General features: G+C 69.5%; 22 protein-coding genes and 1 tRNA gene. 12 read left to right on the top strand and 11 right to left on the bottom strand.

All coding sequences use genetic code 11. The annotated features are described in order from the left end of the window. Positions 1-3: 3 nt before the first annotated feature. The 6 genes from edd to F9288_RS11610 are packed head-to-tail and all read right to left on the bottom strand — an operon-like array spanning position 4 to position 5,594. A complete protein-coding gene (gene edd / locus F9288_RS11585) occupies positions 4-1,815 on the bottom strand; it encodes a phosphogluconate dehydratase (RefSeq protein WP_174836937.1) in 1,812 nt (603 codons plus the stop codon). A 9-nt stretch (positions 1,816-1,824) separates the two neighbouring features. Next, entirely contained in the window at positions 1,825-2,532 is a 708-nt protein-coding gene (gene pgl, locus F9288_RS11590) for a 6-phosphogluconolactonase (RefSeq protein WP_174836938.1), read from the bottom strand. Positions 2,533-2,565: 33 nt separating this feature from the next. Then, on the bottom strand, positions 2,566-4,029 hold the full coding sequence (gene zwf, locus F9288_RS11595; protein WP_174836939.1) for a glucose-6-phosphate dehydrogenase: 1,464 nt from the start codon (positions 4,027-4,029) through the stop codon (positions 2,566-2,568). A gap of 17 nt (positions 4,030-4,046) precedes the next feature. Continuing rightward, a complete protein-coding gene (gene argC / locus F9288_RS11600) occupies positions 4,047-4,964 on the bottom strand; it encodes an N-acetyl-gamma-glutamyl-phosphate reductase (protein ID WP_174836940.1) in 918 nt (305 codons plus the stop codon). Further along, a complete protein-coding gene (locus F9288_RS11605; protein WP_174836941.1) occupies positions 4,961-5,260 on the bottom strand; it encodes an SH3 domain-containing protein in 300 nt (99 codons plus the stop codon). The genes argC and F9288_RS11605 overlap by 4 nt, the downstream gene beginning before the upstream one ends. After that, positions 5,223-5,594, bottom strand: coding sequence for a MarR family transcriptional regulator (locus tag F9288_RS11610; RefSeq protein WP_174836942.1), 372 nt, complete (start codon positions 5,592-5,594; stop codon positions 5,223-5,225). The genes F9288_RS11605 and F9288_RS11610 overlap by 38 nt, the downstream gene beginning before the upstream one ends. A gap of 202 nt (positions 5,595-5,796) precedes the next feature. On the opposite strand from F9288_RS11610, the gene secG reads away from it, so the two are divergent. From secG to F9288_RS11645, 7 genes are all read left to right on the top strand, one after another. After that, complete coding sequence (gene secG / locus F9288_RS11615) at positions 5,797-6,153, top strand: preprotein translocase subunit SecG (RefSeq protein WP_174836943.1); 357 nt, start codon at positions 5,797-5,799, stop codon at positions 6,151-6,153. Positions 6,154-6,241: 88 nt separating this feature from the next. Beyond that, entirely contained in the window at positions 6,242-7,876 is a 1,635-nt protein-coding gene (locus F9288_RS11620; protein WP_174836944.1) for a CTP synthase, read from the top strand. A 29-nt stretch (positions 7,877-7,905) separates the two neighbouring features. Continuing rightward, complete coding sequence (locus tag F9288_RS11625) at positions 7,906-8,583, top strand: response regulator transcription factor (RefSeq protein WP_174836945.1); 678 nt, start codon at positions 7,906-7,908, stop codon at positions 8,581-8,583. Then, positions 8,573-9,922: a HAMP domain-containing sensor histidine kinase gene (locus tag F9288_RS11630; protein ID WP_174839044.1), complete on the top strand. Its 1,350-nt coding sequence runs from the start codon at positions 8,573-8,575 to the stop codon at positions 9,920-9,922. Before F9288_RS11625 ends, F9288_RS11630 begins: the two co-directional genes overlap by 11 nt. Before the next feature lie 137 nt (positions 9,923-10,059). Further along, the gene (locus F9288_RS11635) at positions 10,060-13,278 is read left to right on the top strand and encodes an efflux RND transporter permease subunit (RefSeq protein ID WP_174836946.1); all 3,219 of its coding nucleotides are present in this window, start codon (positions 10,060-10,062) and stop codon (positions 13,276-13,278) included. Then, entirely contained in the window at positions 13,271-14,428 is a 1,158-nt protein-coding gene (locus F9288_RS11640; protein ID WP_174836947.1) for an efflux RND transporter periplasmic adaptor subunit, read from the top strand. Before F9288_RS11635 ends, F9288_RS11640 begins: the two co-directional genes overlap by 8 nt. Then, positions 14,421-15,851 carry an efflux transporter outer membrane subunit gene (locus tag F9288_RS11645; RefSeq protein WP_302675296.1) on the top strand — a complete coding sequence of 477 codons (1,431 nt, stop codon included), beginning with the start codon at positions 14,421-14,423 and terminating at the stop codon, positions 15,849-15,851. The genes F9288_RS11640 and F9288_RS11645 overlap by 8 nt, the downstream gene beginning before the upstream one ends. On the opposite strand, the gene F9288_RS11650 is transcribed toward F9288_RS11645, so the two are convergent. The 5 genes from F9288_RS11650 to F9288_RS11670 all read right to left on the bottom strand — a co-directional run bounded on the left by F9288_RS11650 (position 15,817) and on the right by F9288_RS11670 (position 18,986). Then, positions 15,817-16,692: an FAD:protein FMN transferase gene (locus F9288_RS11650; RefSeq protein WP_174839046.1), complete on the bottom strand. Its 876-nt coding sequence runs from the start codon at positions 16,690-16,692 to the stop codon at positions 15,817-15,819. The two genes, F9288_RS11645 and F9288_RS11650, sit on opposite strands and share 35 nt — an antisense overlap. A 92-nt stretch (positions 16,693-16,784) precedes the next feature. Further along, complete coding sequence (locus F9288_RS11655) at positions 16,785-17,621, bottom strand: DUF4198 domain-containing protein (RefSeq protein ID WP_174836948.1); 837 nt, start codon at positions 17,619-17,621, stop codon at positions 16,785-16,787. Between the two features lie 12 nt (positions 17,622-17,633). Continuing rightward, positions 17,634-18,107, bottom strand: a complete 474-nt coding sequence (locus tag F9288_RS11660; protein ID WP_174836949.1) for a DUF2271 domain-containing protein — start codon at positions 18,105-18,107, stop codon at positions 17,634-17,636. 11 nt (positions 18,108-18,118) lie between these two features. Then, a complete protein-coding gene (locus tag F9288_RS11665; RefSeq protein ID WP_254621198.1) occupies positions 18,119-18,742 on the bottom strand; it encodes a PepSY-associated TM helix domain-containing protein in 624 nt (207 codons plus the stop codon). Between the two features lie 170 nt (positions 18,743-18,912). Then, positions 18,913-18,986 (bottom strand) — tRNA-Cys (locus F9288_RS11670). A 149-nt stretch (positions 18,987-19,135) separates the two neighbouring features. Between F9288_RS11670 and F9288_RS11675 the strand changes: the two genes are divergently transcribed. The 5 genes from F9288_RS11675 to F9288_RS11695 all read left to right on the top strand — a co-directional run bounded on the left by F9288_RS11675 (position 19,136) and on the right by F9288_RS11695 (position 24,573). Then, positions 19,136-19,804 carry a protein-L-isoaspartate O-methyltransferase gene (locus F9288_RS11675; protein ID WP_174836951.1) on the top strand — a complete coding sequence of 223 codons (669 nt, stop codon included), beginning with the start codon at positions 19,136-19,138 and terminating at the stop codon, positions 19,802-19,804. An 8-nt stretch (positions 19,805-19,812) separates the two neighbouring features. Continuing rightward, a complete protein-coding gene (locus F9288_RS11680; RefSeq protein ID WP_254620853.1) occupies positions 19,813-21,318 on the top strand; it encodes a TolC family outer membrane protein in 1,506 nt (501 codons plus the stop codon). Between the two features lie 37 nt (positions 21,319-21,355). After that, positions 21,356-21,814: a DUF2497 domain-containing protein gene (locus F9288_RS11685; protein WP_174836952.1), complete on the top strand. Its 459-nt coding sequence runs from the start codon at positions 21,356-21,358 to the stop codon at positions 21,812-21,814. A gap of 67 nt (positions 21,815-21,881) precedes the next feature. Next, positions 21,882-23,924: a S9 family peptidase gene (locus F9288_RS11690; protein WP_174836953.1), complete on the top strand. Its 2,043-nt coding sequence runs from the start codon at positions 21,882-21,884 to the stop codon at positions 23,922-23,924. Between the two features lie 79 nt (positions 23,925-24,003). Then, positions 24,004-24,573, top strand: coding sequence for a hypothetical protein (locus F9288_RS11695; protein WP_174836954.1), 570 nt, complete (start codon positions 24,004-24,006; stop codon positions 24,571-24,573). The last annotated feature ends 69 nt before the right edge of the window (positions 24,574-24,642 follow it).

The raw sequence follows: 24,642 nt of genomic DNA on the forward strand, positions 1-24,642 counted from the left end.
CGCCTATAGCCCCGCGCCCGCGAGCATGGCGCTCGCGCCTTTTTCAGCTTCATCGGCCAAGCCACGGAACATGCCGAACAATTCACGCCCGAACCCTTCTGCCGGGGGCGGGGCAGGGGCCTGCTCGCGCGCGGCCCATTCCGCCGGATCAACGAGGGCGTCGAGCGTCCCCGCCACCGCGTCCACCCGGATCAGGTCGCCGTCGCGGATGCGGCCGATCGCGCCGCCACCCAGCGCCTCGGGCGAGACGTGGATCGCGCACGGCACCTTGCCGCTCGCGCCGGACATGCGGCCGTCGGTGACGAGCGCGACACGGAAGCCCCGGTTCTGGAGCACGCCGAGCGGGGGTGTCAGCTTGTGCAGCTCCGGCATCCCGTTGGCGCGCGGCCCCTGATAGCGGACGACGACCACCACGTCGCGCTCCAGCTCGCCGCGCCGGAAGGCGTCGAGCACCTCCGACTGATCGTGGAACACGCGCGCCGGGGCCTCGACGATCCAGCGCTCACGCTCGACGGCGGAAACCTTGATGCAGGCGCGGCCGATATTGCCGGCGAGGATGCGCATCCCGCCGTCCGGCGAGAAGGGCGCGGCGGCGGAGCGCAGGATCGTCTCATTCCCGCTCGCGCCCGGATCGCGCCACACCAGCGCATCGTCCTCCAGCGTGGGCTTGCGCGCGGCGTCCGCCAAGGTCTCGCCGCCAGCCGTCAGGATATCGCCGTGGAGGTGGCCGCTGGCGATCAACTCGCGGATCACGAACGGCATCCCGCCCGCCGCCTCGAAGGCGTTCACGTCCGCCGATCCGTTGGGATAGACGCGCGCGATCAGCGGCACGGCGGCGGATAGCCGGTCAAAATCCTCCCAGTCGATCACGATCCCCGCCGCGCGCGCGATGGCGGGGACGTGGAGCAGGTGGTTGGTCGAGCCGCCGGTCGCGAGCAGCCCCACCGCCGCGTTGACGATCGCGCGCTCGTCGACGCACGCGCCCAGCGGGCGATAATCCGCGCCGCGCCAGCCCAGCCCGGCGAGGCGGTGGACGGCGGCGCGGGTCAGCTCCTGCCGCAGCTTGGTGCCCGGATTGACGAAGGCCGCGCCGGGGATGTGCAGCCCCATCACCTCCATCATCATCTGGTTGGTGTTGGCGGTGCCGTAGAAGGTGCAGGTGCCGCGATCGTGATAGGCGGCGATCTCGCTGTCGAGCAGTTCCTCGCGCGAGGCGTCGCCGGTGGCGTAGCGCTCACGCACCGCCGCCTTGTCCTTGTTGGCGAGGCCCGAGGGCATCGGGCCGCCGGGCACCGGCAGCATCGGCAGGTGGCCGAAGCGCAGCGCCCCCATCAGCAGCCCCGGCACGATCTTGTCGCAGATGCCGAGCAGTAGCGCGCCCTCGAACGTGCCGTGGGAGAGCGCGACGGTGGTCGCCAGCGCGATCGTGTCGCGGCTGAACAGCGACAGCTCCATCCCCGGATAGCCCTGCGTCACGCCGTCGCACATCGCGGGCACGCCACCCGCCACCTGCGCCGTCGCGCCCACCTCGCGCGCCCAGAGCTTCATCAGCTCCGGGTAGCGGTAATAGACCGCGTGGGCGGAAAGCATGTCGTTATAGGCGGTGACGATGCCGATGTTCATGCCGCCGCCGGCCTTCATCGCCTCGCGGTCCTCCGGCGTGCCGGCATAGGCGTGGGCGAGGTTGGCGCAGCCCAGCGACGGGCGGCCGATCCATATCTCCCGCTGGCGATCGAGCAGCGCGAGGTAACGGGCGCGGCTCTCCCGGCTGCGCTCGATGATACGATCCGTGACGGCGCTGACGATCGGGTTCATGCGGCCAGCCTACGGCGCCCAGTGGATATCGACCGGCAACTCCGCGTCCGCCAGCACGCGCCCGATCGGATAGGGCGAACCGGCACCCTTCGCGATCGCGTCCTCGATCACCTTCCGCTTGGCGCCGCCCGTCACCGCGATCATCAGCGCGCGGGCGGTGACGATGCCCTGCCGAGAGAGGGTGACGCGGGGGACCGGCGCTTCGCTCGGCAGCGGATCGGGCATCACGCCCAAGGCGCGACGCTCGCGCGGGCCGTTCAATGCCTCGTCATAATCCGGGCCGGGGAAGATCGAGGCGGTATGCCCGTCCGCGCCGACGCCCAACAGGCACAGGTCGAGCGGCCAGTGCAGGTCCTGCATTAGCGCGTCGGCCGAGCGCCCGGCGGCCTTGTAGTCGTCCACAGCCTTGGGGACGATCGGTATCACCCGCGCGCCCTTGGGGATGAAGGTCTTGCCGATCATCGTGACGTTCGACAGCGGGTCGCCCAGCGGCACGATGCGCTCGTCGGTCGGCACGATCGTCACGCGCTTCCAGTCCAGCTTGGCGGCGGCGAGCTTTTCATAGACCGGCACCGGCGTCTTGCCGCCGGCCAGCGCGATCACCGCCGCGCCGCGCGCTTCGATCGCGCTGTCGATGATGAAGCCGATATCCCCCGCGATGGCCTCGGCCATCTCGGCCGCGTCGTCATAGTCCCACCATTCGATCTCGTCGCTCATGTCGTTTCCCGTAGCGGCGGCTGTGCCGCGGTTTCAATCGTCCTGCCAGGTCACGCCGTCGCGCTCGGTCAGCGCGATCGCGGCGGACGGTCCCCAGGTGCCGGCCGGATAATGTTTGGGCTTCATGTCGTTCGCCGCCCAGCCGGCGCGGATCGCGTCGATCCACGTCCATTGTGCCTCCACCTCGTCGCGGCGGACGAACAGGGTCTGGTCGCCCTCGATCAGGTCGAGCAGCAGCCGCTCATAGGCGATGCGGCGGCGTGTGCCGGCGAACTCGGCGTCGAGGCTGAGGTTCAGCGGCACCTCCCGCAGGCGGATGCCGTCGCGGTCCAGCCCCGGCTCCTTCGCCATGACGAGAAGCTGGATATATTCCTCAGGCTGCAAGCGGATGATGAGCATGTTCGGCTGGAGCAGCCCGCCGCGCCCGGCGAACATCGAATGCGGCACCGGCTTGAACTGGATCGCGATCTCGGAGCGGCGCACCGGCATCCTTTTGCCCGTGCGCAAATAAAACGGCACGCCCTGCCAGCGCCAGTTGTCGACATGCGCCTTGATCGCGACGAACGTCTCGGTATTCGAATCGCGCCCTAGCTCCTCGTCGTAACCCTTTACGATCTGGCCGTTAACCGCGCCGCCGAGATACTGGCCGATCACCGTGTTCTGCGGCACTTCCTCCGGCTTCATCTGGCGCAGCGAGCGGAACACCTTGGCCTTCTCGTCGCGGATCGCGCTGGTGTCATAGCGCGCCGGCGGCTCCATTGCGATCAGCGCGACGAGCTGGAGCATATGATTCGCCACCATGTCGCGCAGCGCGCCGGCGCCGTCGTAATAGCTCGCGCGATCCTCCAGCCCGACCGTCTCGGAGACGGTGATCTGCACGTTGTCGATCCCGCGGGCGTTCCATACCGGCTCGAAGAAGGAATTGCCGAAACGCAGCGCGAGGATGTTCTGCACCGTCTCCTTGCCGAGATAATGGTCGATGCGGAAGATGCGGTCCTCGGGAAAGGCGCGCGCCACCGTGTCGTTGATCTCGCGGCTCGAGGCGAGGTCGTAGCCGAGCGGCTTTTCCAGCCCGATGCGCACTGTCTCCCCGGCGAGGCCGACCGATTCGAGGCCCTTCACCGCCGGCTCGAACAGCGAAGGCGCGGTGGAGAGGAAGATCGCGAGGCCGCCCGAGACGTCGCCGACCTTCTCGGCGAGCGGCTTGAATGTCTCTTCATTCGAGAGGTCGGCCGGCTGATAGGAGAGACGATCGAGGAAGCTGCCCAGCGCCTTCTCGTCCTTGCGGTCGGCGGGGAGGAATTCGTCCAGCGCCTTCTTGGCGAACTGGCGGAAGCCCTTGTCGTCGAGGTCCGAGCGCGCCGAGCCGATGACGGCCAGCCCCTGCGGCAGCAGCCCGTCGGCATGGAGGCCGTAGAGCGACGGCAGCAGCATCCGCTGCGCCAGATCGCCGGTCGCGCCGAACAGCAGGAGCTTGGAGACCGGGTTGCGCTGCATCGTCTTTCCCGAAAGGTCTAGAGGTTGAGGCCGGCGAGCGGGTCCAGCCCCGCCATCAGGTTGAGGTTCTGCACCGCCGCGCCCGACGCGCCCTTGCCGAGATTGTCGAGGCAGGCGACCAGCCGCGCCTGCGCGCCGTCCGGGCCGGTGAAGACATAAAGATCGAGCCGGTCGCTACCCGCCGCGCCTTGCCGCACGAGCAGTTCGTCGGGCTGGTCGTGATGCACGGTGACGATCGGGCTGCCGGCGAAGGCGGCGGACAGCGCATCGACGATCGCCGCGCGCGTCGGCCGGCCGGGCAGCAGCGCGAGCGGCAGCGGCACCTCCACCACCATGCCGCGCAGCGCGTTTATCACCATCGGCGCGAAGATCGGCGCATGGGCGAGGCCGGCATGGCGCTGCATCTCCGGCAGATGCTTGTGCGCCAGCCCGAAGCCGTAATCGCGATATGCCAGCGTCGCATCGCCCTCGAACCGCTCGATCAGCGACTTGCCGCCGCCCGAATAGCCCGAGACGGCATTGACGCTGAGCGGCCAGTCGGCCGGCACCAGCCCGGCGCGCACCAGTGGCGCGACCAGGGCGAGGAAGCCGGTGGGATAGCAGCCGGGATTCGAGACGAGCCGCGCACTGGCGACGTCGAAGCCCAACTCCGGGAAGCCATAGGTCCAGCCATCGGCCACGCGATGCGCGCTGGAGGCGTCGATCACGCGGGTGCGCGGATTGTCGATCAGCGCCACCGCCTCGCGCGCGGCGTCGTCGGGCAGGCAGAGGATGACGAAATCGGCATCATTCAGCGCCTCGCGCCGCGCCGCGCGGTCCTTGCGCCGCGCCTCGTCGAGCAGGGCGAGCGACAGGCCGTCGCGCCCCTCCAGCCGCTCGCGGATCTCGAGGCCGGTGGTGCCGGCCGCGCCGTCGATGAAGACGCTCGCGCTCATTCCGGCTGCCCCAGCAGGGCGGCATCGAGATAACCGACCAGCCCGTGCCGCGTGGCGATGCCCCAGCCGTCATCGCCGGTCACGTCGAGCAGCTCGAACGGCTCGCCGGCGGCAAGCGTCGCGAGCGTTTCGGAATCGGCCGCGCGCGCGGCGCGCAACGTGGTGGCGGCCCTGAGGATGCGCTGCACGGCGGCGGCATAATGCGGGGCGAAGACATATTCGGCGAGCCGGACATCGGCGATGTCCGGGCGTACCGCGTTAGTCAGCGGATCGAGCGGACGCGAGCGCCCCGTCAAGGCGAAGGTCCTGGGCACGCCCGCCCGTTCTGGCTGGCGATCGTCTTGCTTCGCCGATGAGTTGGCCGAACTCCTCAAGAAAATCTGCCCCTTCGGATGTCTGCGCGACAAAGATATTGCGCTTGTCGCTGTCGTCGCGCTGGCGGCGCAGATAGCCGAGCGCGCCCAGTCTGTTCAAGGCGCGCGTGATGACGGGTTTCGAGACGTTCAGATTTTGCGCGAGTCCGCGGACGGTATGCGGCCCCGGCAGGAGATAGACCACCAGCAGAAGGGCCATCTGGCGGTTGGTCAGATCCGGTTCGCCGGACCGGACATAATCGACCAGGGTGTTCATCCACGAACTCAACGCACGCTTGGACAGACTCGGCACAGGGACATTCCGATACGAAGAAGTCGGGAACGGAGCTTCCATGCGCCGTCAACGCCGGAGCGGGGCAGTGGTTTCAGGGGTGTCACGAATAACCCCCGGTTGATGTTGCGGGGCGGCTCGCCTATGTCCCCGCCGGTTCGCCAGACAGGCCCATTCCGGAAGATCGATGTTCACCTTTCTCCTCGTCGTCCATGCCATCATCGCCGCCGCGCTGGTGACGGTGATCCTGATGCAGCGGTCGGAGGGCGGGGGGCTTACGTCCGGCGGCAGCCCGGCGGGGCTGATGTCGGCGCGCGGCGCGGCCGATTTCCTGACGCGCTCGACGGCGGTGCTCGCCACGTTGTTCGTGCTGATGTCGATCGTGCTGGCGGTGATCTCGGCGACGCGCAGCTCCACCTCGGTCGACACGTCGCTGCAACGCGCGCCGGTGACCGCGCCGGCGGCGGCGCCCCAGCCGCAGCAGCCGGTCGATACCGCGCCGGCCGCCCCGCCCGCCGACAACGGCGTGCCGCTGGCGCGCTGACTTTTTAACGGTTCGCCGGATTTTGTCGCGCCCGCGTGGTTGCGGGCGCTTGTCGTTTTCATTGTTTCGAGGCTAAGCGTTATCTCCCATGGCGCGGTTCATTTTCATCACCGGCGGCGTGGTCTCCTCGCTCGGCAAGGGTCTCATGGCGGCATCGCTCGCGGCGCTGCTCCAGGCGCGCGGCTATCGCGTGCGCATCCGCAAGTTCGATCCCTACCTCAACGTCGATCCGGGGACGATGAGTCCTTATCAGCACGGTGAGGTCTATGTCACCGACGACGGGGCGGAGACCGACCTCGACCTCGGCCATTACGAGCGTTTCACCGGGGTCGCCGCGCGGCAGAGCGACAACATCACTTCCGGCCGGATCTACCAGCAGATCATCCAGCGCGAGCGGCGCGGCGACTATCTCGGCGCCACCGTGCAGGTGATCCCGCACGTCACCGACGCGATCAAGGAATTCGCGCGGGCCGAGACGGACGACCTCGATTTCGTGCTGTGCGAGATCGGCGGCACGGTGGGCGATATCGAATCGCTGCCATTCATCGAATCGATTCGCCAGCTCAAGAACGAGGTGGGACGCGGCAACGCCATCTCGATCCACGTCACTTTGGTGCCCTATATCGCGGCGGCGGGCGAGCTTAAGACCAAGCCGACGCAGCATTCGGTGCGCGAGCTGGCCGCGCTGGGCGTGCAGCCCGACGTGCTGGTCTGCCGCTGCGAGCAGCCGCTGCCGGCGGGCGAGCGGGCCAAGATCGCGCTGTTCTGCAACGTCCCCGAATCCGCCGTCATCCCGGCGCTGGATGCCAGGAGCATCTATGCCGTGCCGCTCCAGTATCACGCCGAGGGGCTGGATTCGGAGGTGCTGCGTGCCTTCGGCATCACGCCGTCCTCGCCGCCGGACCTCACGCGCTGGGAAGAGATCGTCGATCGCCTGACCAATCCTGAGGGCGAGGTGACGATCGGCGTGGTCGGCAAATATGTCGGGCTTCAGGACGCCTACAAGTCGCTCAACGAGGCGCTGGTGCATGGCGGGATCGCGAATCGCGTGAAGGTCAACATCCGCTGGATCGACGCGGAGCTGTTCGAGGGCGAGGACGCGGCGATCGCCGCACATCTGGAGCCGTGCCACGCGATCCTCGTCCCCGGCGCGTTCGGGGAGCGCGGCGCGGAGGGCAAGATCGCCAGCGTGCGCTTCGCCCGCGAGCGCGAGATTCCCTATTTCGGCATCTGCTTCGGGATGCAAATGGCGTGCATCGAGGGCGCGCGCGATCTTGGCGGGATCGCCGGCGCCTCGTCCACCGAGTTCGGCCCGACCGACGAGCCGGTGGTCGGCCTCATCACCGAATGGATGGGCCGCGACGGGCTGGAGAAGCGCGAGGCGAGCGGCGACATGGGCGGCACGATGCGGCTCGGCGCCTATGAGGCGAGCCTTGGCGGCAACAGCCGCGTCGCCTCGATCTACGGCTCGGACACGATCAGCGAGCGGCATCGCCATCGCTACGAGGTGAACACCGGCTATCGCGACGTGCTGGAGCAGGGCGGGCTGGTCTTCTCCGGCATGTCGCCGGACGGGACGCTGCCGGAGATCGTCGAGCGGCCGGACCATCCGTGGTTCATCGGCGTCCAGTTCCACCCGGAGCTGAAATCCAAGCCGTTTGACCCGCATCCGCTGTTCGCCAGCTTCATCGAGGCGGCGGTCAAGCAGAGCCGGCTGGTCTGACCGGCCCGCAGCGCGCTATCGTCGCCGCGATGGCCCGCATCCTGGTGATCGAGGACGACGAGAGCACCGCGCGCGAGATCGCGGCGGAACTGTCCGCGCACGGCCATGACGTGCTGATCGCGGCGGACGGCGCGGCGGGGCTGGAGCGCGCCACCCGCGAGGCGTTCGACGCCATCACGCTCGACCGGATGCTGCCGGGGCTGGACGGGCTGGAGGTGGTCGCCAGCCTGCGCCAGCGCCGCGTCGACGTGCCGGTGCTGATGATCAGCGCGCTGAGCGACGTGGACGAGCGGATCGCCGGGCTGCGCGCCGGGGGTGACGATTATCTCGTGAAGCCCTTCGCCCCCAACGAGATGGCGATGCGCGTCGAGGTGCTGATCCGCCGCCGCCGCGAGCAGGCCGGCGTGATGGTGCTGCGCGCCGGCGATATCGAGCTGGACCTCACGCGCCGCACCGCCACCGTCGCGGGCGAGCCGGTGCGGCTGCTGCACATGGAATTCCGCCTGCTCGAATTCCTGATGCGCAACCAGGGCGAGACGGTGAGCCGCCGCATCATCTTCGAGCAGGTCTGGGGCTATTATTTCGATCCCGGCGCGAACCTCATCAACGTCCATATCGCGCGGCTGCGCAAGAAGCTCGACCGGCCCGGCGCGCCATCGGCGATCGCGACCGTGAAGGGCGAGGGCTATCGCCTTGATGCTCGCTGACCGGCTGCGCTTCGCGGACATCCGGCGCACCAGCGCCTTCCGCCTGACGGCGATGCTCGGCGTGACCTTCGCCGCCGGCATCGTGCTGCTGCTCGGCGCGATCTACCTGCTGACCGCGCGGGAGCTGACCAGCCGCAGCGACCGCATCCTCGCGGACCTTGCCGCGCAGGTGCTGGCGACGCCGGCCGAGGCGCTGCCCGACCGCATCCGGCAAGAGAATGCGCGCGACGAGCCGGGGCTGAACTTCTTCGGCCTCATAAGCGGCGACGGGGAGACGATCGCCGGCAAGCTCTCCACGATGCCGGCGAAGGGATATGACCGGCCGGTCGACGTGGAGGACGCCGGCGGCGGGATCGGGCCGATCCGCCTGCTCGCTCGCCGCACCCCGAACGGCGAGACATTGCTGGTCGGGCGCGACATCAGCCAGATCCGCGACCTGCGCCTCAGGATGCTGGAGATATTGGTGTGGAGCGGCCTTGCCATCGTGCTCGGCGTCGGCCTCACCGCGATCGGCCTCAGCATCGGTCCGCTGCGCCGGGTGCGCGATCTCCAGGCGGCCAGCCGGGCGATCGCGGCGGGCGACCTCGCGCTGCGGATGCCGATCGCCGGGCGGCACGACGAGCTGGACCTGTTCGCCGATACCGTGAACGCGATGGTCGAGGACGTCGCGCGGACCATCGCGCAGGTGAAGGGCGTGACCGACGCGATCGCGCATGACCTGCGCACCCCGCTGACCCGCGTGCGCGCCGGCCTGCATCGCATCGCGCAGGACGATGCCCTGTCGCCCGGCCAGCGCGAGCGGCTCGAGTCGGCGGTGGTCGATCTCGATACCGTGCTGGAGCGGTTCGCCGCGCTGCTGCGCATCTCCGAGCTGGAGGCGGGGCAGCGCCGCGCCGGCTTCGCCTCGGTCGATCTCGGCGCGATCGCGGCGCGGGTGGGGGAATTGTACGAGCCGCTGGCCGAGGACAGCGGCATCGCGCTCGTCATCGATTGCGCGCCGCTGCCCTTCCACGGCGACGAGAAGCTATTGTTCGAGGCGGTCAGCAACCTCGTCGACAATGCGATCAAGTTCGGGCGCGAGGGCGGTCATGTGTCCGTCGTCACCGGCGGCGGGGACGAGGACTGGCTGCTCGACGTGCGCGACGACGGGCCGGGCATCGCGGCCGACGAGCGCGAGGCGGTGCTGCGGCGCTTCCATCGCGGCAGCAACGCGGCGGGCGCGCCCGGTTCCGGGCTGGGGCTGAGCGTGGTGTCCGCGATCCTCGGCCTTCACGGGCTGCGGCTGGAATTGCTCTATGCCGGCCCCGGGCTGATCGCCCGCATCCAGCCGGCGGGATGAGCGCCGCCCAAGGTGAAATTCATTTCACTCGCCAATCCCCGCTTTCGGGAGGATTAGGCCGGTCCCGTCGGCGGCGCCCCCTGACACCCCCCTCGTCATGGCGCCGCCGGCAACTGTTTTAGGTCAACGGGACGTTTATGCTCCAGCTCGTCAAGATCGCGCTCAGCAAGCCTTATACGTTCGTCGTCCTTGCGATCCTGATCCTGCTGTTCGGCGGCGCGGCGGCGTTGCGCACGCCGACCGACATCTTCCCCGACATCAAGATCCCGGTGATCGCCGTGGTGTGGACCTATCGCGGCCTGCCGCCGGAGGACATGGCCGGGCGAGTCATCTATTATTACGAGCGCCAGCTTTCCTCCTCGGTCAACGATATCGACCATATCGAGAGCCAGTCGCTCGCCGGCATCGGCGTGGTGAAGATCTTCTTCCGCCCCGGCGTCGATATCCGCACCGCCACCGCGCAGGTGACGGCGACCTCGCAGACCGTGCTGAAGCAGATGCCGCCGGGCATCACCCCGCCCACGGTGCTGAACTACAACGCCTCGACCGTGCCGATCCTGCAACTGGCGCTGTCCGGCGCGGGGCTTTCCGAGCAGAAGATCTTCGATCTCGGGCAGAATTTCATCCGCCCCGCGCTGGCGTCGGTGCAGGGCGCGGCGATCCCGTCGCCCTATGGCGGCAAGGAGCGGCAGATACAGGTCGATCTCGACCCCGCCGCGCTCGCCGCGCACCGCCTCTCCGCGACCGACGTGGCGGCGGCGCTGGCTTCGCAGAACCAGATCGTCCCCGCCGGCACCGCCAAGATCGGGCAGTACGAATATAATCTGAAGCTCAACAACAGCCCCTCGGTGATCGACGACCTGAACCGCCTGCCGATCAAGACGGTGGATGGCGCGACGGTGACGATCGGCGATGTCGCGCACGTCCGCGACGGATCGCCGCCCCAGCGCAACGAGGTGCGCGTCGACGGCGGCCGTGCGGTGCTGATGACGGTGCTGAAAAGCGGCTCCGCCTCGACCATCGCGATCGTCGATCAGGCGAAGGCACTGCTGCCCAAATTGCGCGAGACGCTGCCGCCGTCGCTGAAGATCGACCTGCTCTCGGACCAGTCGCTGTTCGTGAAGGCGGCGGTGTCCGGCGTGGTGCGCGAAGGCATGATCGCCGCCGGGCTGACCAGCCTGATGATCCTGCTGTTCCTCGGCTCGTGGCGCTCGACCGTCATCATCGCCGCGTCGATCCCGCTCGCCATCCTCGCGGCGATCGCCGGGCTGGCGGCGTTCGGGCAGACGCTCAACATCATGACGCTCGGCGGGCTGGCGCTCGCGGTCGGCATCCTCGTCGACGACGCGACCGTCACGATCGAGAACATCAACTGGCATCTCGAGCAGGGCAAATCGGTGCGCCAGTCGATCCTCGACGGCGCGGAGCAGATCGTCGGGCCGGCGTTCGTCTCGCTGCTGTGCATCTGCATCGCTTTCCTGCCGATGTTCTTCCTGCCGGGTGTGGCGGGGTTCCTGTTCGCGCCGATGGCGATGGCGGTGGTGTTCGCGATGATCGCCTCGTTCGTGCTGTCGCGCACGCTCGTGCCCACGATGGGCAATTACCTGCTGCGCGATCACGCCACGCCGCACACCGCCGAGGTGATGGCGACGCACGACGCCAAGGCCGGGCGGCCGCAGACGCGTAATCCCCTCCGCCGCTTCCAGCACGGGTTCGAGGCGCGCTTCGAGCGGGTGCGCGCCTGGTATGTCGAGTTGCTCGCGTTCGCGCTCGGGCGGCGCAAGCCGTTCGTGATCGGCTTCATGGCCGTGGTGCTGCTGTCGTTCGCGCTGGTGCCGATGCTGGGGCGCAACTTCTTTCCGGCGGTGGATTCGGGGGAGATCAACCTCCATGTCCGCGCGCCGGTCGGCACCCGGCTGGAGGAAACGGCGGCGCTGTTCGACCATATCGAGGACCGCATCCGCCAGGTGGTGCCGCCCGAGCAGCTCGGCTCGATCGTCGACAACATCGGCCTGCCGGTCAGCGGCATCAACCGCGCCTATTCCAACACCGGCGGCGTCGGCCCGCAGGACGGCGACATCATGATCACGCTGAAGGAGGGGCATGCGCCGACCGCCGGCTACGTCCGCACCTTGCGCCAGGTGCTGCCCGCGGCCTTCCCCGGATCGACCTTCTCCTTCCTGCCCGCCGACATCGTCAGCCAGATCCTGAACTTCGGCGCGCCGGCCCCGATCGACGTGCAGATCGCCGGGCCGGACACCAAGGGCGGCGCGGCCTATGCCCGGATGCTCGCGGCCCGGCTCGGCCGCATCCCCGGCATCGCCGACGTGCGCGTGCAGCAGGCGGACAATTATCCCGAATTCGGCTTCGACGTGGATCGCGCGCAGGCCGATCGCGTCGGCATCACCGAGAATGACGTGACCCGCAACCTGTCGGTCGACCTCGCCGGCAGCTTCCAGGTCGCGCCGACCTTCTGGCTCAACCCGAAGAACGGCGTGTCCTATCCGATCGTGGTGCAGGCGCCGCAATATCGCACCGAGAGCCTGTCGCAGCTCGACAATCTGCCCGTGTCCGGCACGAAGCCGGGGACGTTCCAGCTGCTCGGCGGGCTCGGCACGCTGCATCGCGAGGCCAGCCCGGCGGTGGTGTCGCACTATGCGGTGCAGCCGGTGTACGACGTCTATGCGACGACGCAGGGCCGCGATCTCGGCGCGGTGGCGGGTGATATCCAGAAGGTGCTGAAAGATACGCAGGGCGCGCTGCCCAAGGGCGCGCGGGTGGCGTTGCGCGGGCAGGTGGAGACGATGAACACCGCCTTCACCGGCCTGCTGATCGGCCTCGCCGGGGCGATCGTGCTGATCTACCTGTTGATCGTCGTGAACTTCCAGAGCTGGCTCGATCCGTTCGTGATCGTCACCGCCTTGCCCGCCGCGCTCGCCGGGATCGTGTGGATGCTGTTCGCGACGCATACTCCGCTCAGCGTCCCGGCGCTGACCGGCGCGATCATGTGCATGGGCGTGGCGACCGCCAACAGCGTGTTGGTGGTGAGCTTCGCCCGGGAGCGGCTGCGCGCCGGCGGCAATGCCTTGCGCGCGGCGGCGGAGGCTGGCGCGACCCGCTTCCGCCCGGTGCTGATGACCGCGCTGGCGATGATCATCGGCATGGCCCCGATGGCGCTGGGGCTGGGCGAGGGCGGCGAGCAGAACGCCCCGCTCGGCCGCGCGGTGATCGGCGGGCTGATCTGCGCGACGATCGCCACTCTCGTCTTCGTCCCCGTCGTCTTCGCCATCGCCCACGGCCGCAAGCAGCACGCGCCGGCCACGCCCGAACCCACCGGAGAACCGATCCATGCCTGACGCTCCCTCCACCGCCGCCGCCCCGCGCGGGCTGAAGCAGGCCGGCATCATCGCCGCGCTGGTCGCGGCGGGCGTGGTCGCGGCCGGCGCCTTCACCCGCGGCCATGATGTACAGGCGGCGACGCGCATCTCGGACGCGCAGTCGATCCCGACCGTCCACCTGATCGCGGCGAAAGGCGGGGCGGCATCGAACGCCCTGGAGCTGCCGGGCACGATGGAGGCGTGGAACGCGGCGAAGCTCTATGCGCGCGTCAGCGGCTACGTGCGCGGCTGGTCGAAGGATATCGGCGCGACGGTGGGGGCGGGAACGCCGCTCGGCACGATCGACACGCCGGAGCTGGACCAGCAGATCGTCGAGGCGCGCGCCGCGCTCGCCAGCGCCAAGGCCCATGCCGGGCTGGCGCGCAGCACGGCGGCGCGGTGGAATGACCTGCTCACCACCGCTTCCGTCTCGAAGCAGGAGGCGGACGAGAAGAACGGCGACCTCGCGGTGAAGGTCGCCGCCGTGCGCGAGGCGCAGGCCGCGCTCGGCCGCCTGGAGGCGATGAAGTCCTTCGCGGTGGTCCGCGCGCCCTTCGCCGGCACGGTGACGGCGCGCAACGTGGATATCGGCGATCTCGTCGGCCCCGGCAACGGGGGCACGCAACAGCCGATGTTCGCCGTCGCCGACACCCGGCGCATCCGCGTCTATATCAGCGTGCCGCAATCCTATTCGGCGACGGTGAAGCCGGGCATGGCGGCGACGCTCGGCGTTCCCGCCTTTCCGGGGCGCAGGTTCCCGGCGCACGTCACCGGCACGTCCGGCGCGGTGGATGCGCAGACCGGCGCGTTCCAGGTCGAATTGCAGGCGGACAATCCCGGCGACCTGCTGAAGCCGGGCGGCTTCGCGCAGGTGTCGTTCGACCTGCCGGGGCAGGCGGGCGGCGTCGAGGTGCCGTCGAGCGTGCTGCTGTTCCGCTCGGCGGGCAGCGAGGTGGCGACGGTCGATCCGAACGGCCGCATCCATCTGCGCCGCGTGCAGATCGGGCTGGACAAGGGACAGACGGTGCAGATCCTCTCCGGCCTGCGCACGGGCGAGCGGATCGTCGACAACCCGCCGGATTCGCTCGCCGAGGGTGAACTGGTGCGCGTGGGGGCCGCGCGTGGCTAAACGTCGGTTCGGCGCGATCGCCGCCCTGGCCTGCGCGGTCGGGGGCTGTTCAATGGCCCCGGCCTACCGGCCCCCGACGGCGGCGGTCCCCGCGCATTACAAGGAGGATGCGACGTGGAAGCCAGCCGCGCCCGCCGCCTTGCCGGCGAAATGGTGGACGCTGCTGGGCGATCCGCAGCTCGATCGGCTGGAGGAGCAACTCGCCGCCGCCAATCCCACGCTGGCGGAAGCGCTGGCACGCTACGATCAGGCGAGCGCCTATGTGCGCGAGGCGCGGTCCGGCCTGTTCCCGCAGATCGGGCTGGGCACGAACCTCACCGCCAACCGCCAGTCCGACAATCGCCCGCTGCGCGGATCGAACCAGCCGGACCTCTATGGCGCGGAGACGGTCGGCGGCGGCATCTCGCTCGATCCCGATCTGTGGGGCAGGGTGCGCAGCTCGGTCGCGGCCGGCAAGGCGCGGATGGAGGCGAGCGGCGACATGCTCGCCGATGTGCGGCTCAGCCTGCAGGCGCAGCTCGCGCTCGATTACGTGCGGTTGCGCGGGCAGGATCGGCAGCTTGCCCTGCTCGCCCGCACGGTCGATGGGTTCCGGGAGGCTGACGCCCTGGTCGAACGGCGCTTCAGGGGCGGGATCGCCTCGGGCGTCGATACCGCGCGGGCCGGCTCGCTGCTGGAGGGCGCGCGGGCGCAGGTGGAGGATCTGCGCTCCGCGCGCGCGCTGACCGAACATGCCATCGCCAGCCTGACGGGCACGCCGGCATCGGACTTCACGCTCGCGCCCGCCGACATGCGCTTCGCCATCCCCGCGACGCCGGCGGGCCTGCCCTCCACCTTGCTTGAGCGCCGTCCCGACATCGCCGCCGCCGAGCGCGAGGTGGCCGCCGCCAATGCCGAGATCGGCGTGGCGAAGGCCGCCTTCTTCCCCTCGATCATCCTCGGCGGCGCGGGCGGCTTCCAGAGCACCGCGCTCGCCGGGCTGATCTCCGCGCCGAACCTGTTCTGGTCGGTCGGCCCGGCGGCGATCCTCAACCTGTTCGAGGGCGGGCGGCGGCACGCGAAGCTGGCGGAGGCGAAGGCCGGCTGGGCGGAGGCGACCGCGAGATATCGCGGATTGGTGCTGCGGGCGTTCCAGGACGTCGAGGATCAACTCGTCCTGTCCGATCGCCTCGCCGTGGCGCAGACGGACGAGAACAGGGCGGCGGCCGATGCCGGGCAGGCGCAGCGCATCGCGCTCAACCGTTATGTGAAGGGCGCGGCGACCTATCTCGACGTGGTGACGGCGCAGGCCAGCGCGCTCGATCTGGAGCAGCGCGCGCTGTCTCTGGAGACGCGCCGCGTGCAGGCGCAGGTCGGGCTTATCCGTGCGCTCGGCGGCGGATGGAACGTCAGTCCTCCAGCATCGCCAGCAGGGCGGGGCTGAGTCGCTCCGCGCCGCCGTCGAGGACGACCCGCGCGGCGATGCCGTGGCGCTCCGCCAGCGCCAGCGCGGCCGCTTCGCCCAGTACCGCGAAGGCGCTCGCCCAGGCATCGGCGTCGATCGCGGCTTCGGCGATGACGCTCGCCGCGATCACGCCATTGGCCGGCGGGCGCCCGGTGCGCGGGTCGATATTGTGGTCGCCGCGCACGTAGCTGCCCGAGGTCGCGACAGCGAGGCCGTGGAGCGCGATACGGAGCGGCGGCAGGGCCATGCCCGGCGGATTCTCCAGATCGACCCACCACGGCTCGCCATCGGGGCGGATGCCACGTCCGGCCAGTTCGCCCCCGATCTCGACCAACGCATGACGTAGCCCATGCGCGCCGAGCAGATCGGCCACCGCATCCACCGCATACCCCTTGGCGATGCCGGACAGGTCGAGCGCGAGGCCGCCGGGCTGGCGCAGCCGCCGCGTTGCACCCTCCCATGCCAGCCGCCGCCACCCGCTTCCGGCGCGCGCCGCCGCGATCGCCGCCTCATCGGGCGGGGCGCGCGGTCCCGGCGGGCCGAAGCCCCACAGGTCCACCAGCCGGCCGATCGCCGGATCGAAGGCGCCGCCGCTCGCTTCGGCAATGGTCAGCGCGCGCGCGATCACCGTCGCGAAATCGGGCGGCAGCGCGATCCATTCGCCGGGTGGCGCGCGATTGAAGCGGCTGAGCAGCGAGCCGTCGTCCCAATGGCTCATCTCCGCGACCAGCCCCGCCAGCCGCGTCACGATCGCGCGTTCGGCGCCGGCGACATCGCTTCCGCGCGGCGCGGCGACAAGGACGCGCCAGCGCGTCCCCATCGTCTCGCCCTCCAGCGTCACCACCGGCGCGGTGCGGTCGTGCCCGGCGAGGACGGCGGGGTCGATCGCCGGGGGAAGCGCGATGCGCGGGGTCAGGGGGTCATCACCTCGAGCGTTGTGGTGTAGTTCATCCGCCGCTCGGTCGCCCTGGGATTGCTGACCTTGGCATCGGTCGCGGTCGCATTGAGCCAATACATGCCGGCATTGGGCCAGTTGACCGTCACCACGCCGTCATTGCCGGTGGTCAGCTCCACCGCGCCCTCGGCGTTGCGGTAGCGTTTGCCGCCGGGGATCACCGTCACCTTCAGGCCCGGCGCGGGCTTGCCGTCGATCAGGAAGCGGAAGCGCGCCGGCTCGCCCGCGACCAGCTCGTCCGGGTGCGTGACGGGCGCGAACTCCAGCCCCTTGCCGGTCGGCTTGAACACCGTCGTCGTCGGCTCGCCCGCCGTCACGAAGATCTCGTTGCGGCTCAGCGATTCCGTCACCTTCACGTCGGTGGCGTTGGCGGGGATATCGTCGATCGTCAGCGGCGCGGGCGCGCCGGGCTGCGGCGGGCCGCGCCGGCCGATGCGCTTTTCAACGCCGTCCGCCTTGAAGCTGCCCATGAAGCCGGTCATCTCGCTGCCGATCTTCCACGTCCCCGGCTTGTCGAGCTTCACGTCGAACACCGAGCGATAGCGCCCGGTCGCGCAGTTCTGGATCTCGCCGGCCGCGCCGTCCGGCTGCCATACCTTCACCGATTCGAGCCGGCCAGGCTGGTGATCGGCGTAGAACAGGTCGTTCGAGACGGCGCTGTCCACCGTCACCCAGCTATCGGTGCCGGAAAAGACCGTGCCCGACGGCAGTAGCCACATGCGATGCGCGGAAAGCCCGGCCGGCACCGACAGCAGGGCTGCGGCGGCGAGCAGGCGGGTGGTCAGCTTGTTCATGTCTTGCTCCCCTTAACGGACTTCGATCGCGCCGAGCTCGTGGCTGCCGCTGGCGCGTCCCTTCGCTCCCGGCACCGTCAGCGGCACGGTGACGATCTCGCGGCCGCCGGTCTCGCGCGCGGCCTCGACGTTCAGCACATAGGCGCCGGGCTTGAGATCGGCGGGCAACGGAATCTGGTACTGGCCCGGCGCGCGGGTCGCGCCGCTCACCCCGTTCGCCGGCATGGACAGGCTGCGCCCGCCCTTGCGCCACCATGCGCGCAGGTCGGACAGCCACTTCGTCCCCGGCTCGTTGCCGCCCTTCTTCACGTCATACCAAACCGCCAGCGTGCGCGCCGCGCCGCCCCCGGCCGGCTCCAGCCAGATCGCGACATACGGTTTGTGATATTCCGCGACAGACAGGCGCGGCACGGTGACGGTGATCGTGCCGGCGCTGGCGGGGGCGGCTATCACACCGCCGAGAGTAAGCATCAGGGCAGGACGCATCGGATATCCTCTCAATGGATCAGCAGGACGGCGATCAGCGCCGGAATGGCCAGCCCGGCGCCGACCAGCGGCCAGGTCGACGGGCGGTGGCGGGCGTGGAGTTGCAGCAGCAGCAGGCCGGTAAGGGTGAACAGGATGCAGGCGCCCGCGAACACATCGATGAACCAGAACCACGCCCCGCCGGCGTTGCGGCCCTTGTGGAGATCGTTGAGGTAAGAGATCCAGCCGCGATCGGTGACCTCGGCGGTGATCTTCCCGCTCGCGCGATTGATGCTCACCCAGGCGTCGCCGCCGGGGTGCGGCATCGCGACATAGACCTCGTCGTCGGACCACTCGCCCGCCCGCGCGCCCGGATCGAGGCCGACCGCCGTCAGCACCGCCGCGGCCACCGGCGCGGGGAGCGGCGCGTCATTGGCGGGCGAGTGGGCGAGCGAGGCGCGTAGCGGCGCCGGCAGCTCGCCCGCGCGCTGCGTCACCACCGGCGAGGCGCTGATCGTCGCGGCGTGGTTCAGCGTGATCCCGGTGATCGCGAACAGCAACATCCCGATCAACGAGAGCGCGGCACTCACCCAATGCCAGGTGTGGAGCTGCTTCAGCCACCACGTGCGCCAGCGCCGTCGTGGCGGCGCGCGCAGGGCGGGGGAGGGAGAAGGCGAAACGGAACCGGTCACGAAACGTCCCCTAGCCTGACATCAGGGCACGGGCAACGGCTATTGCGAGGCACTCGCGATAGCCGTATCTGATAAATCCGGCGATATGCGGTTCCGGCGAAAATCCGGCGATCGGAAGCGTCCGTGGGGAAGGATGGAGGCCCGACCGGGAATCGAACCCGGGTGCAAGGATTTGCAGTCCTCTGCGTCACCACTCCGCCATCGGGCCTCGATATGCGGGAGGCGGGCAGATGCGTCGGCGGCCGCGCCGTGTCAAGCGCGCCGCGACTGTTGGCGTGGCGAGGGGGACGCGATACAAGCTGCGCGCAGGCATTAGTGTATTGAATCAGTAAAACAGTTATGCAACAGGGCATGGTGATGATGGGGACCCCTTCCTTGGCGAATGAATTCGAGGCGATGCGCACCGCGATGGTGGCGAGCCAGCTCCGCCCCAACGCGGTCAACGATCCGCGCGTCGTGATCGCGATGACCGGGGTTGCGCGCGAGAGGTTCGTCCCGTCGGAAGCGGCGCCGCTCGCCTATCGCGACACGGCCGTCCCGCTGGGCGGCGGACGCGCGCTGAACCTGCCGATCGCGACCGGGCGGCTGCTTACCGAGGCGCGGCTCCGGCCCGCCGACCGCGTCCTGCTGATCGGTGCCGCCACCGGTTATGCCGCGACGGTGCTCGCCGGACTGGTCGCGCATGTCGTCGCGGTGGAGAGCGACGCGGACCTCGCCGCCCGCGCGCGCGCCACGCTGGCCGGGCTCGGCAATGTGGAACCGGTCGAGGGGCCGATGGAGCAGGGCCATGCCGCCGGCGCACCCTATGACGTGCTGATCGTCGACGGCGCGATCGAGGAACTGCCCGACACGCTGGTCGCGCAGCTTCGCGACGGCGGCCGCATCGCGACCGGGCTGGTCGATCGCGGCGTGACGCGGCTGGCGAGCGGCAGCCGCACCGGCGGCGGTTTCGGCCTCGCCGACTTCGCCGATATCGAATCGGTCGTGCTGCCGGGGTTCGCGCGGCGGCGCGGGTTCAGCTTCTGAGGTATCCTTTGGGCCGCTACACATCCCTCGTCGCGGTCGCCGCGATCCTTGCCGCGCCGGCTTCCGCCGAGACGCTGCGCGATGCCCTGGCCAAGGCTTATCGTGACAACCCCACGATCACCGCCGGCCGCGCCCAGCAGCGCGCGACCGACGAAAACGTGCCGATCGCCAGGGCGGCGGGGCGGCCGGGCGTGTCGGCCACCGGCTCGATCACCGACAACCTGATCCGCTCCGGCAATTCCTTCACCACTCCGGAGCGCATCGCCCAGACCGGGATCTCGCTCAACGTGCCGGTCTTCTCGGGCGGCGCGGTGCGCAATTCCGTCCGCGCGGCCGAAACGCGCGTCGCGGCGGGGCAGGCGGGCCTGCGGGGCACGGAGGCGACGACCTTCACCAATGTCGTCGCGGCCTATAACAACGTGCTGCGCGACGAGGCGATCGTCAGCCTCAACGCCCAGAACGTGAAGGTGCTGGAAACCAACCTGAAGGCGGCGCAGGACCGTTTCCAGGTCGGCGACCTAACCCGCACCGACGTCGCCCAGTCCGAGGCGCGGCTCAGCCTTGCCCGCGCGCAATTGCAGGGGGCGGAGGCCAGTCTGATCGGCAGCCGCGAGAATTATGTCCAGCTCGTCGGCGAGGCGCCCGGCGCGCTCGAGCCGCCGCCGCCGCTGCCCAATTTGCCGGCGTCGCCCGATTCGGCGGTGGACGTGGCGTTGCAGGAGAATCCCGACCTGATCGCCTCGCGGCGTCAGCGCGACGCGACGCGCTACGACGTGAAGGTGGCGCAGGCGAGCCGGCTGCCGACCGTCGGCGTCGGCGTCGGCGAGAATTACACCAGCTATCTCGGCTCGCTCGGCGCCGGCTCCGGGCTGGGCATCGGGCAGAATGGCGCGGCCACCTCGATCGGCCTCAACGTGTCGCTGCCGATCTTCCAGGGCGGCCGTCCGGCGGCGCAGATCAGGCAGGCGCAGGCGCTGCGCTCGCAGGCGATCGAGAACGCCACTGCCGCCGAGCGGCAGGTGATCGCGCAGACCCGCTCGGCCTATGCCATGTGGCGGTCGGCGCAGGAGGTCATCAAATCGTCCGAGACGGCGGTGAGCGCGAATCGGCTGTCGCTGGAGGGCGTGCGCGCCGAGAACAGCGTCGGCAACCGCACGATCCTGGATATCCTCAACGCCGAGCAGGAATTGCTCAACAGCCAGGTGACGCTGGTGTCGGCGCGGCGCGACGCTTATGTCGCGGGCTTCGCGCTGCTCGCCGCGATGGGCCGCGCCGAGGCGCGCGACCTGGGGCTGGACGGCGGCCCGCTGTACAATCCGGCGGACAATTACGACGCCGTAAGGAACCGCATCTCCGATTTCGCCACCGGCCCGGCGCCGTCGCCGATCGCGCCGACCACCGCGAAAGTGCCCGCGCAAAGCGCCACTGTGACGCGTCCGCTCGACCCGGAACTGGACACGGCTGTTGACAGAAGCGCTCCCTTAACCACAGGTGAGCATACACCGAACCGCTAATCCGGCGCGTTCGCGAAGCAATGGTGGAACGTCGCGTATGGGGGACGCTAGCGCCGAGCCGTCGATGGAGGACATCCTGTCCTCGATCAAGCGGATCATCGCCGAGGAGGGAGAGGGCGTCCAGCGCTCGCGCCGCGCCTCGATTCGCCCCGTGCCTTCGGTCGTTCCGCCGCCCGCCCCCGACGATGAGGCGGACGAGGTGCTGGAACTGAGCCACCCGGTGCCGATCCCGTCCGAGCCGGCGCCTTCCGCCGCCGCGCCGCGCGCGCCGGAAGCGATCGTGTCGCAGGAAACCGCGCAAGCGACTCGCGGCGCGCTCGACGCGCTCTCGCGCCTGCTGGTGAAGCCCGAGCCGGACAGCGACGGCACGCTGGAGGGACTGGTGCGCGAGATGCTGCGGCCGATGCTGCGCGAATGGCTCGACGCCAATTTGCCTGGACTCGTCGAATCGATCGTCGCGCGCGAGATCGCCAAGATCACCGGCGGCGGCCGCTGAGCTTCCGCGCTGCTCCGGCCGCGCTCGGAGATTGTCGCAACGGTTACGATCTGCTCTATCTGCGGCCATGAAATCGCTTTCCGTCGCGAGTCTGCTCGCCATCGCCGTTGCCGCCGCCCCCGCCGCGGCGCGTCCGCTCACCATCGACGACGTGATCAGTTTGTCGCGCGTCGGCTCCCCCACCGTTTCCGCCAACGGCAGATGGCTGGTGTGGGCGCAGCGCGAGACCGATCTCGCCGCGAACAAGGGGCGATCCGACCTCTGGAAGCTTGATCTTTCGAGGCGCGGCGCGCGGCCGGAGAAGCTGGTCGCCGATCCGGCGGTGAGCGAATCAGATCCGCAGATCGTCGGCGAACTGGTCTATTTCTCCTCCGATCGCGGCGGCGAGGATGCGATCTGGGCGGTGCCCGTCACCGGCGGCGCGCCGCGCAGGATCACCGACTTCAAGGGCGGTTTCAACGGCTTCAAGGTCGCGCCGACCGGCGACCGCCTCGTCGTCTGGGCGGATCGCATGCCGGGCGCGCCGTCGCTCGAGCCGCCGATGGTGAAGAAAGACCCCAATGCCGGCGAGGCGCGCACCTACGACCAGTTGTTCGTCCGCCATTGGGACAGATGGGCGGACGGCACCCGCTCGCAACTCTTCGTCCTGCCGCTTGCCGCGACCGGCGCGCCGGGCAACGGCAAGGCGATCGTCGGCGCGCTGGTCGGCGACACGCCCTCCAGGCCGTTCGGCGGCGGCGAGGAGATCGCATGGTCGCCCGACGGCAAGACGATCTATTTCGCGATGCGCGAGGCGGGGCGGATCGAGCCGCTCTCCACCAATCTCGACATCTTCGAAGCGCCGGCGGACGGCAGCCGCGCGCCGGTGAACGTGACCGCCGACAACAAGGCGACCGACAACCAGCCGGTCGTCTCGCCGGACGGGCGCAAGCTCGCATGGTTCGCGATGCGCCGCCCCGGCTACGAGGCCGACCGCCAGGTCCTGACGGTGCGCGATCTCGCCACCGGCAAGACCGTGTCGCTCACGGAGCGGTGGGATCGCTCGGTCGGCTCGATCGCCTGGGCGCCGGATTCGAAATCGCTCTACGTCACCGCCGAGGACACGCAGGAGAACCCGCTGTGGCGGGTCGACGCGCAGAACGGCCAGATCACCCGGCTGACGCAGGAGGGCAATGTCTCGTCGGTCAACGTCACGCCCGGCGGCGTGATCGTGGCGATGAACAGCCTGACCGCGCCGGACGATTTCTGGCGCATCGCCGGCAAGGGCGCGCCCGAACGGCTCACCTCGGTCAACGCGGCGAAGCTCGCCGGCGTCGACATGCCGGAGGTGGCGCGCTTCAGCTTCAAGGGCGCGAACGGCGATACCGTGTGGGGCTATGCGGTGAAGCCCTATGGCCTCACCGGCAAGGCGCCGATCGCCTATATGGTCCACGGCGGGCCGCAGGGGTCGTCGAACAATAGCTGGTCGTATCGCTGGAATCCGGCGGTGTTCGCGGGCGCGGGTTACGGCCTCGTCGCGATCGATTTCCACGGCTCGACCGGATACGGGCAGGCGTTCACCGATGCGATCCGCAACAATTGGGGCGGCTGGCCGCTGGAAGACCTGAAGAAGGGCCTCGCCGCCGCGACCGATAAATTCCCCTGGCTCGCCGCGGACGACGCGTGCGCGATCGGCGCGTCCTATGGCGGCTATATGATGAACTGGATCGAGGGCCAGTGGCCCGATCGCTTCAAGTGCATCGTCCAGCACGACGGCGTATTCGATGCCCGCGCCATGGCGTATGAGACCGAGGAACTGTGGTTCGACGAATGGGAGCATGGCGGCAAGGCCTATTACGAGGACCCGGCCGCGTTCGAGAAATGGAACCCGGTGAACTACGTCGACAAATGGAAGACTCCGATGCTGGTCATCACCGGCGAGCGGGATTTCCGCATCCCCTATACGCAGGGCATCGCCGCCTTCACCGCGCTCCAGCGGCGCGACATTCCCTCGCGCCTGATCGTCAACCCGAACGAGAACCATTGGGTGCTGAAGCCGCGCAATTCGCGCCAATGGTACGGCGAAGTGATCGGCTGGATGGACAGATGGACGGGAAAGGGCGCGCGCTGACGCGCCCTTTCATCACGGGTTCAGCTTCGCGGGTCTAATCGGGAACACGCTCCGTCAGTTTCCTTCGAGAGGTTGATCGATGCGTGTTTCCAATATGTTGCTTGCCGGCGCGGGTGCGCTGCTGATCGCGGGCGGCGCTTATGCCGCGGAGCGCGTCCATGCGCTCGACGTCGCGCTGCCGGATGGTTCGATCGAGCATATCCATTATCTCGGCGATACGCCGCCGGTGGTGGCCTTCGCCCCGGTCGAGCGGATCGCCTTGCCCGTGGCCTTCGCGCCCGATCCGATGTTCGCCGCGTTCGACCGGATGTTCGCGGACATGGATCGGCAGGCCGCCGCGATGATGCGTCAGGCGGCGGTGTCGCCCGATCCGGCCGTGCTCGGGTCGCTGCCGGCCGGCACGGTTTCCTATTCCTTCTATTCGGCCAGCATCGGCGGGCAGGGCGGCTGCACCCGTTCGTTCCAGATGACGTCCTATGGCGCGGGCAAGCAGCCGCAGGTGGTGCGGCACACGAGCGGCGATTGCCCGGCGCCGGATCGGCCGCAGCAGCAGGTGGTCGCGCCTGCCGATACCGCTCCGGCGATCAGGACGATCCCGGTGAAGGCCGACGCGCCCGCGCCGAAGAAATACGATCCGCGCACGATCTGAAGCTCCCTCGTAGCGCGCTTTCACGGGCGGCCCCTGGCCACGGGGGTCGCCCTGATTGCGTGCGCCGGC

It is taken from the genome of Sphingomonas sp. CL5.1, assembly GCF_013344685.1.
In the GTDB taxonomy this organism is placed as follows: Bacteria; Pseudomonadota; Alphaproteobacteria; order Sphingomonadales; family Sphingomonadaceae; genus Sphingomonas.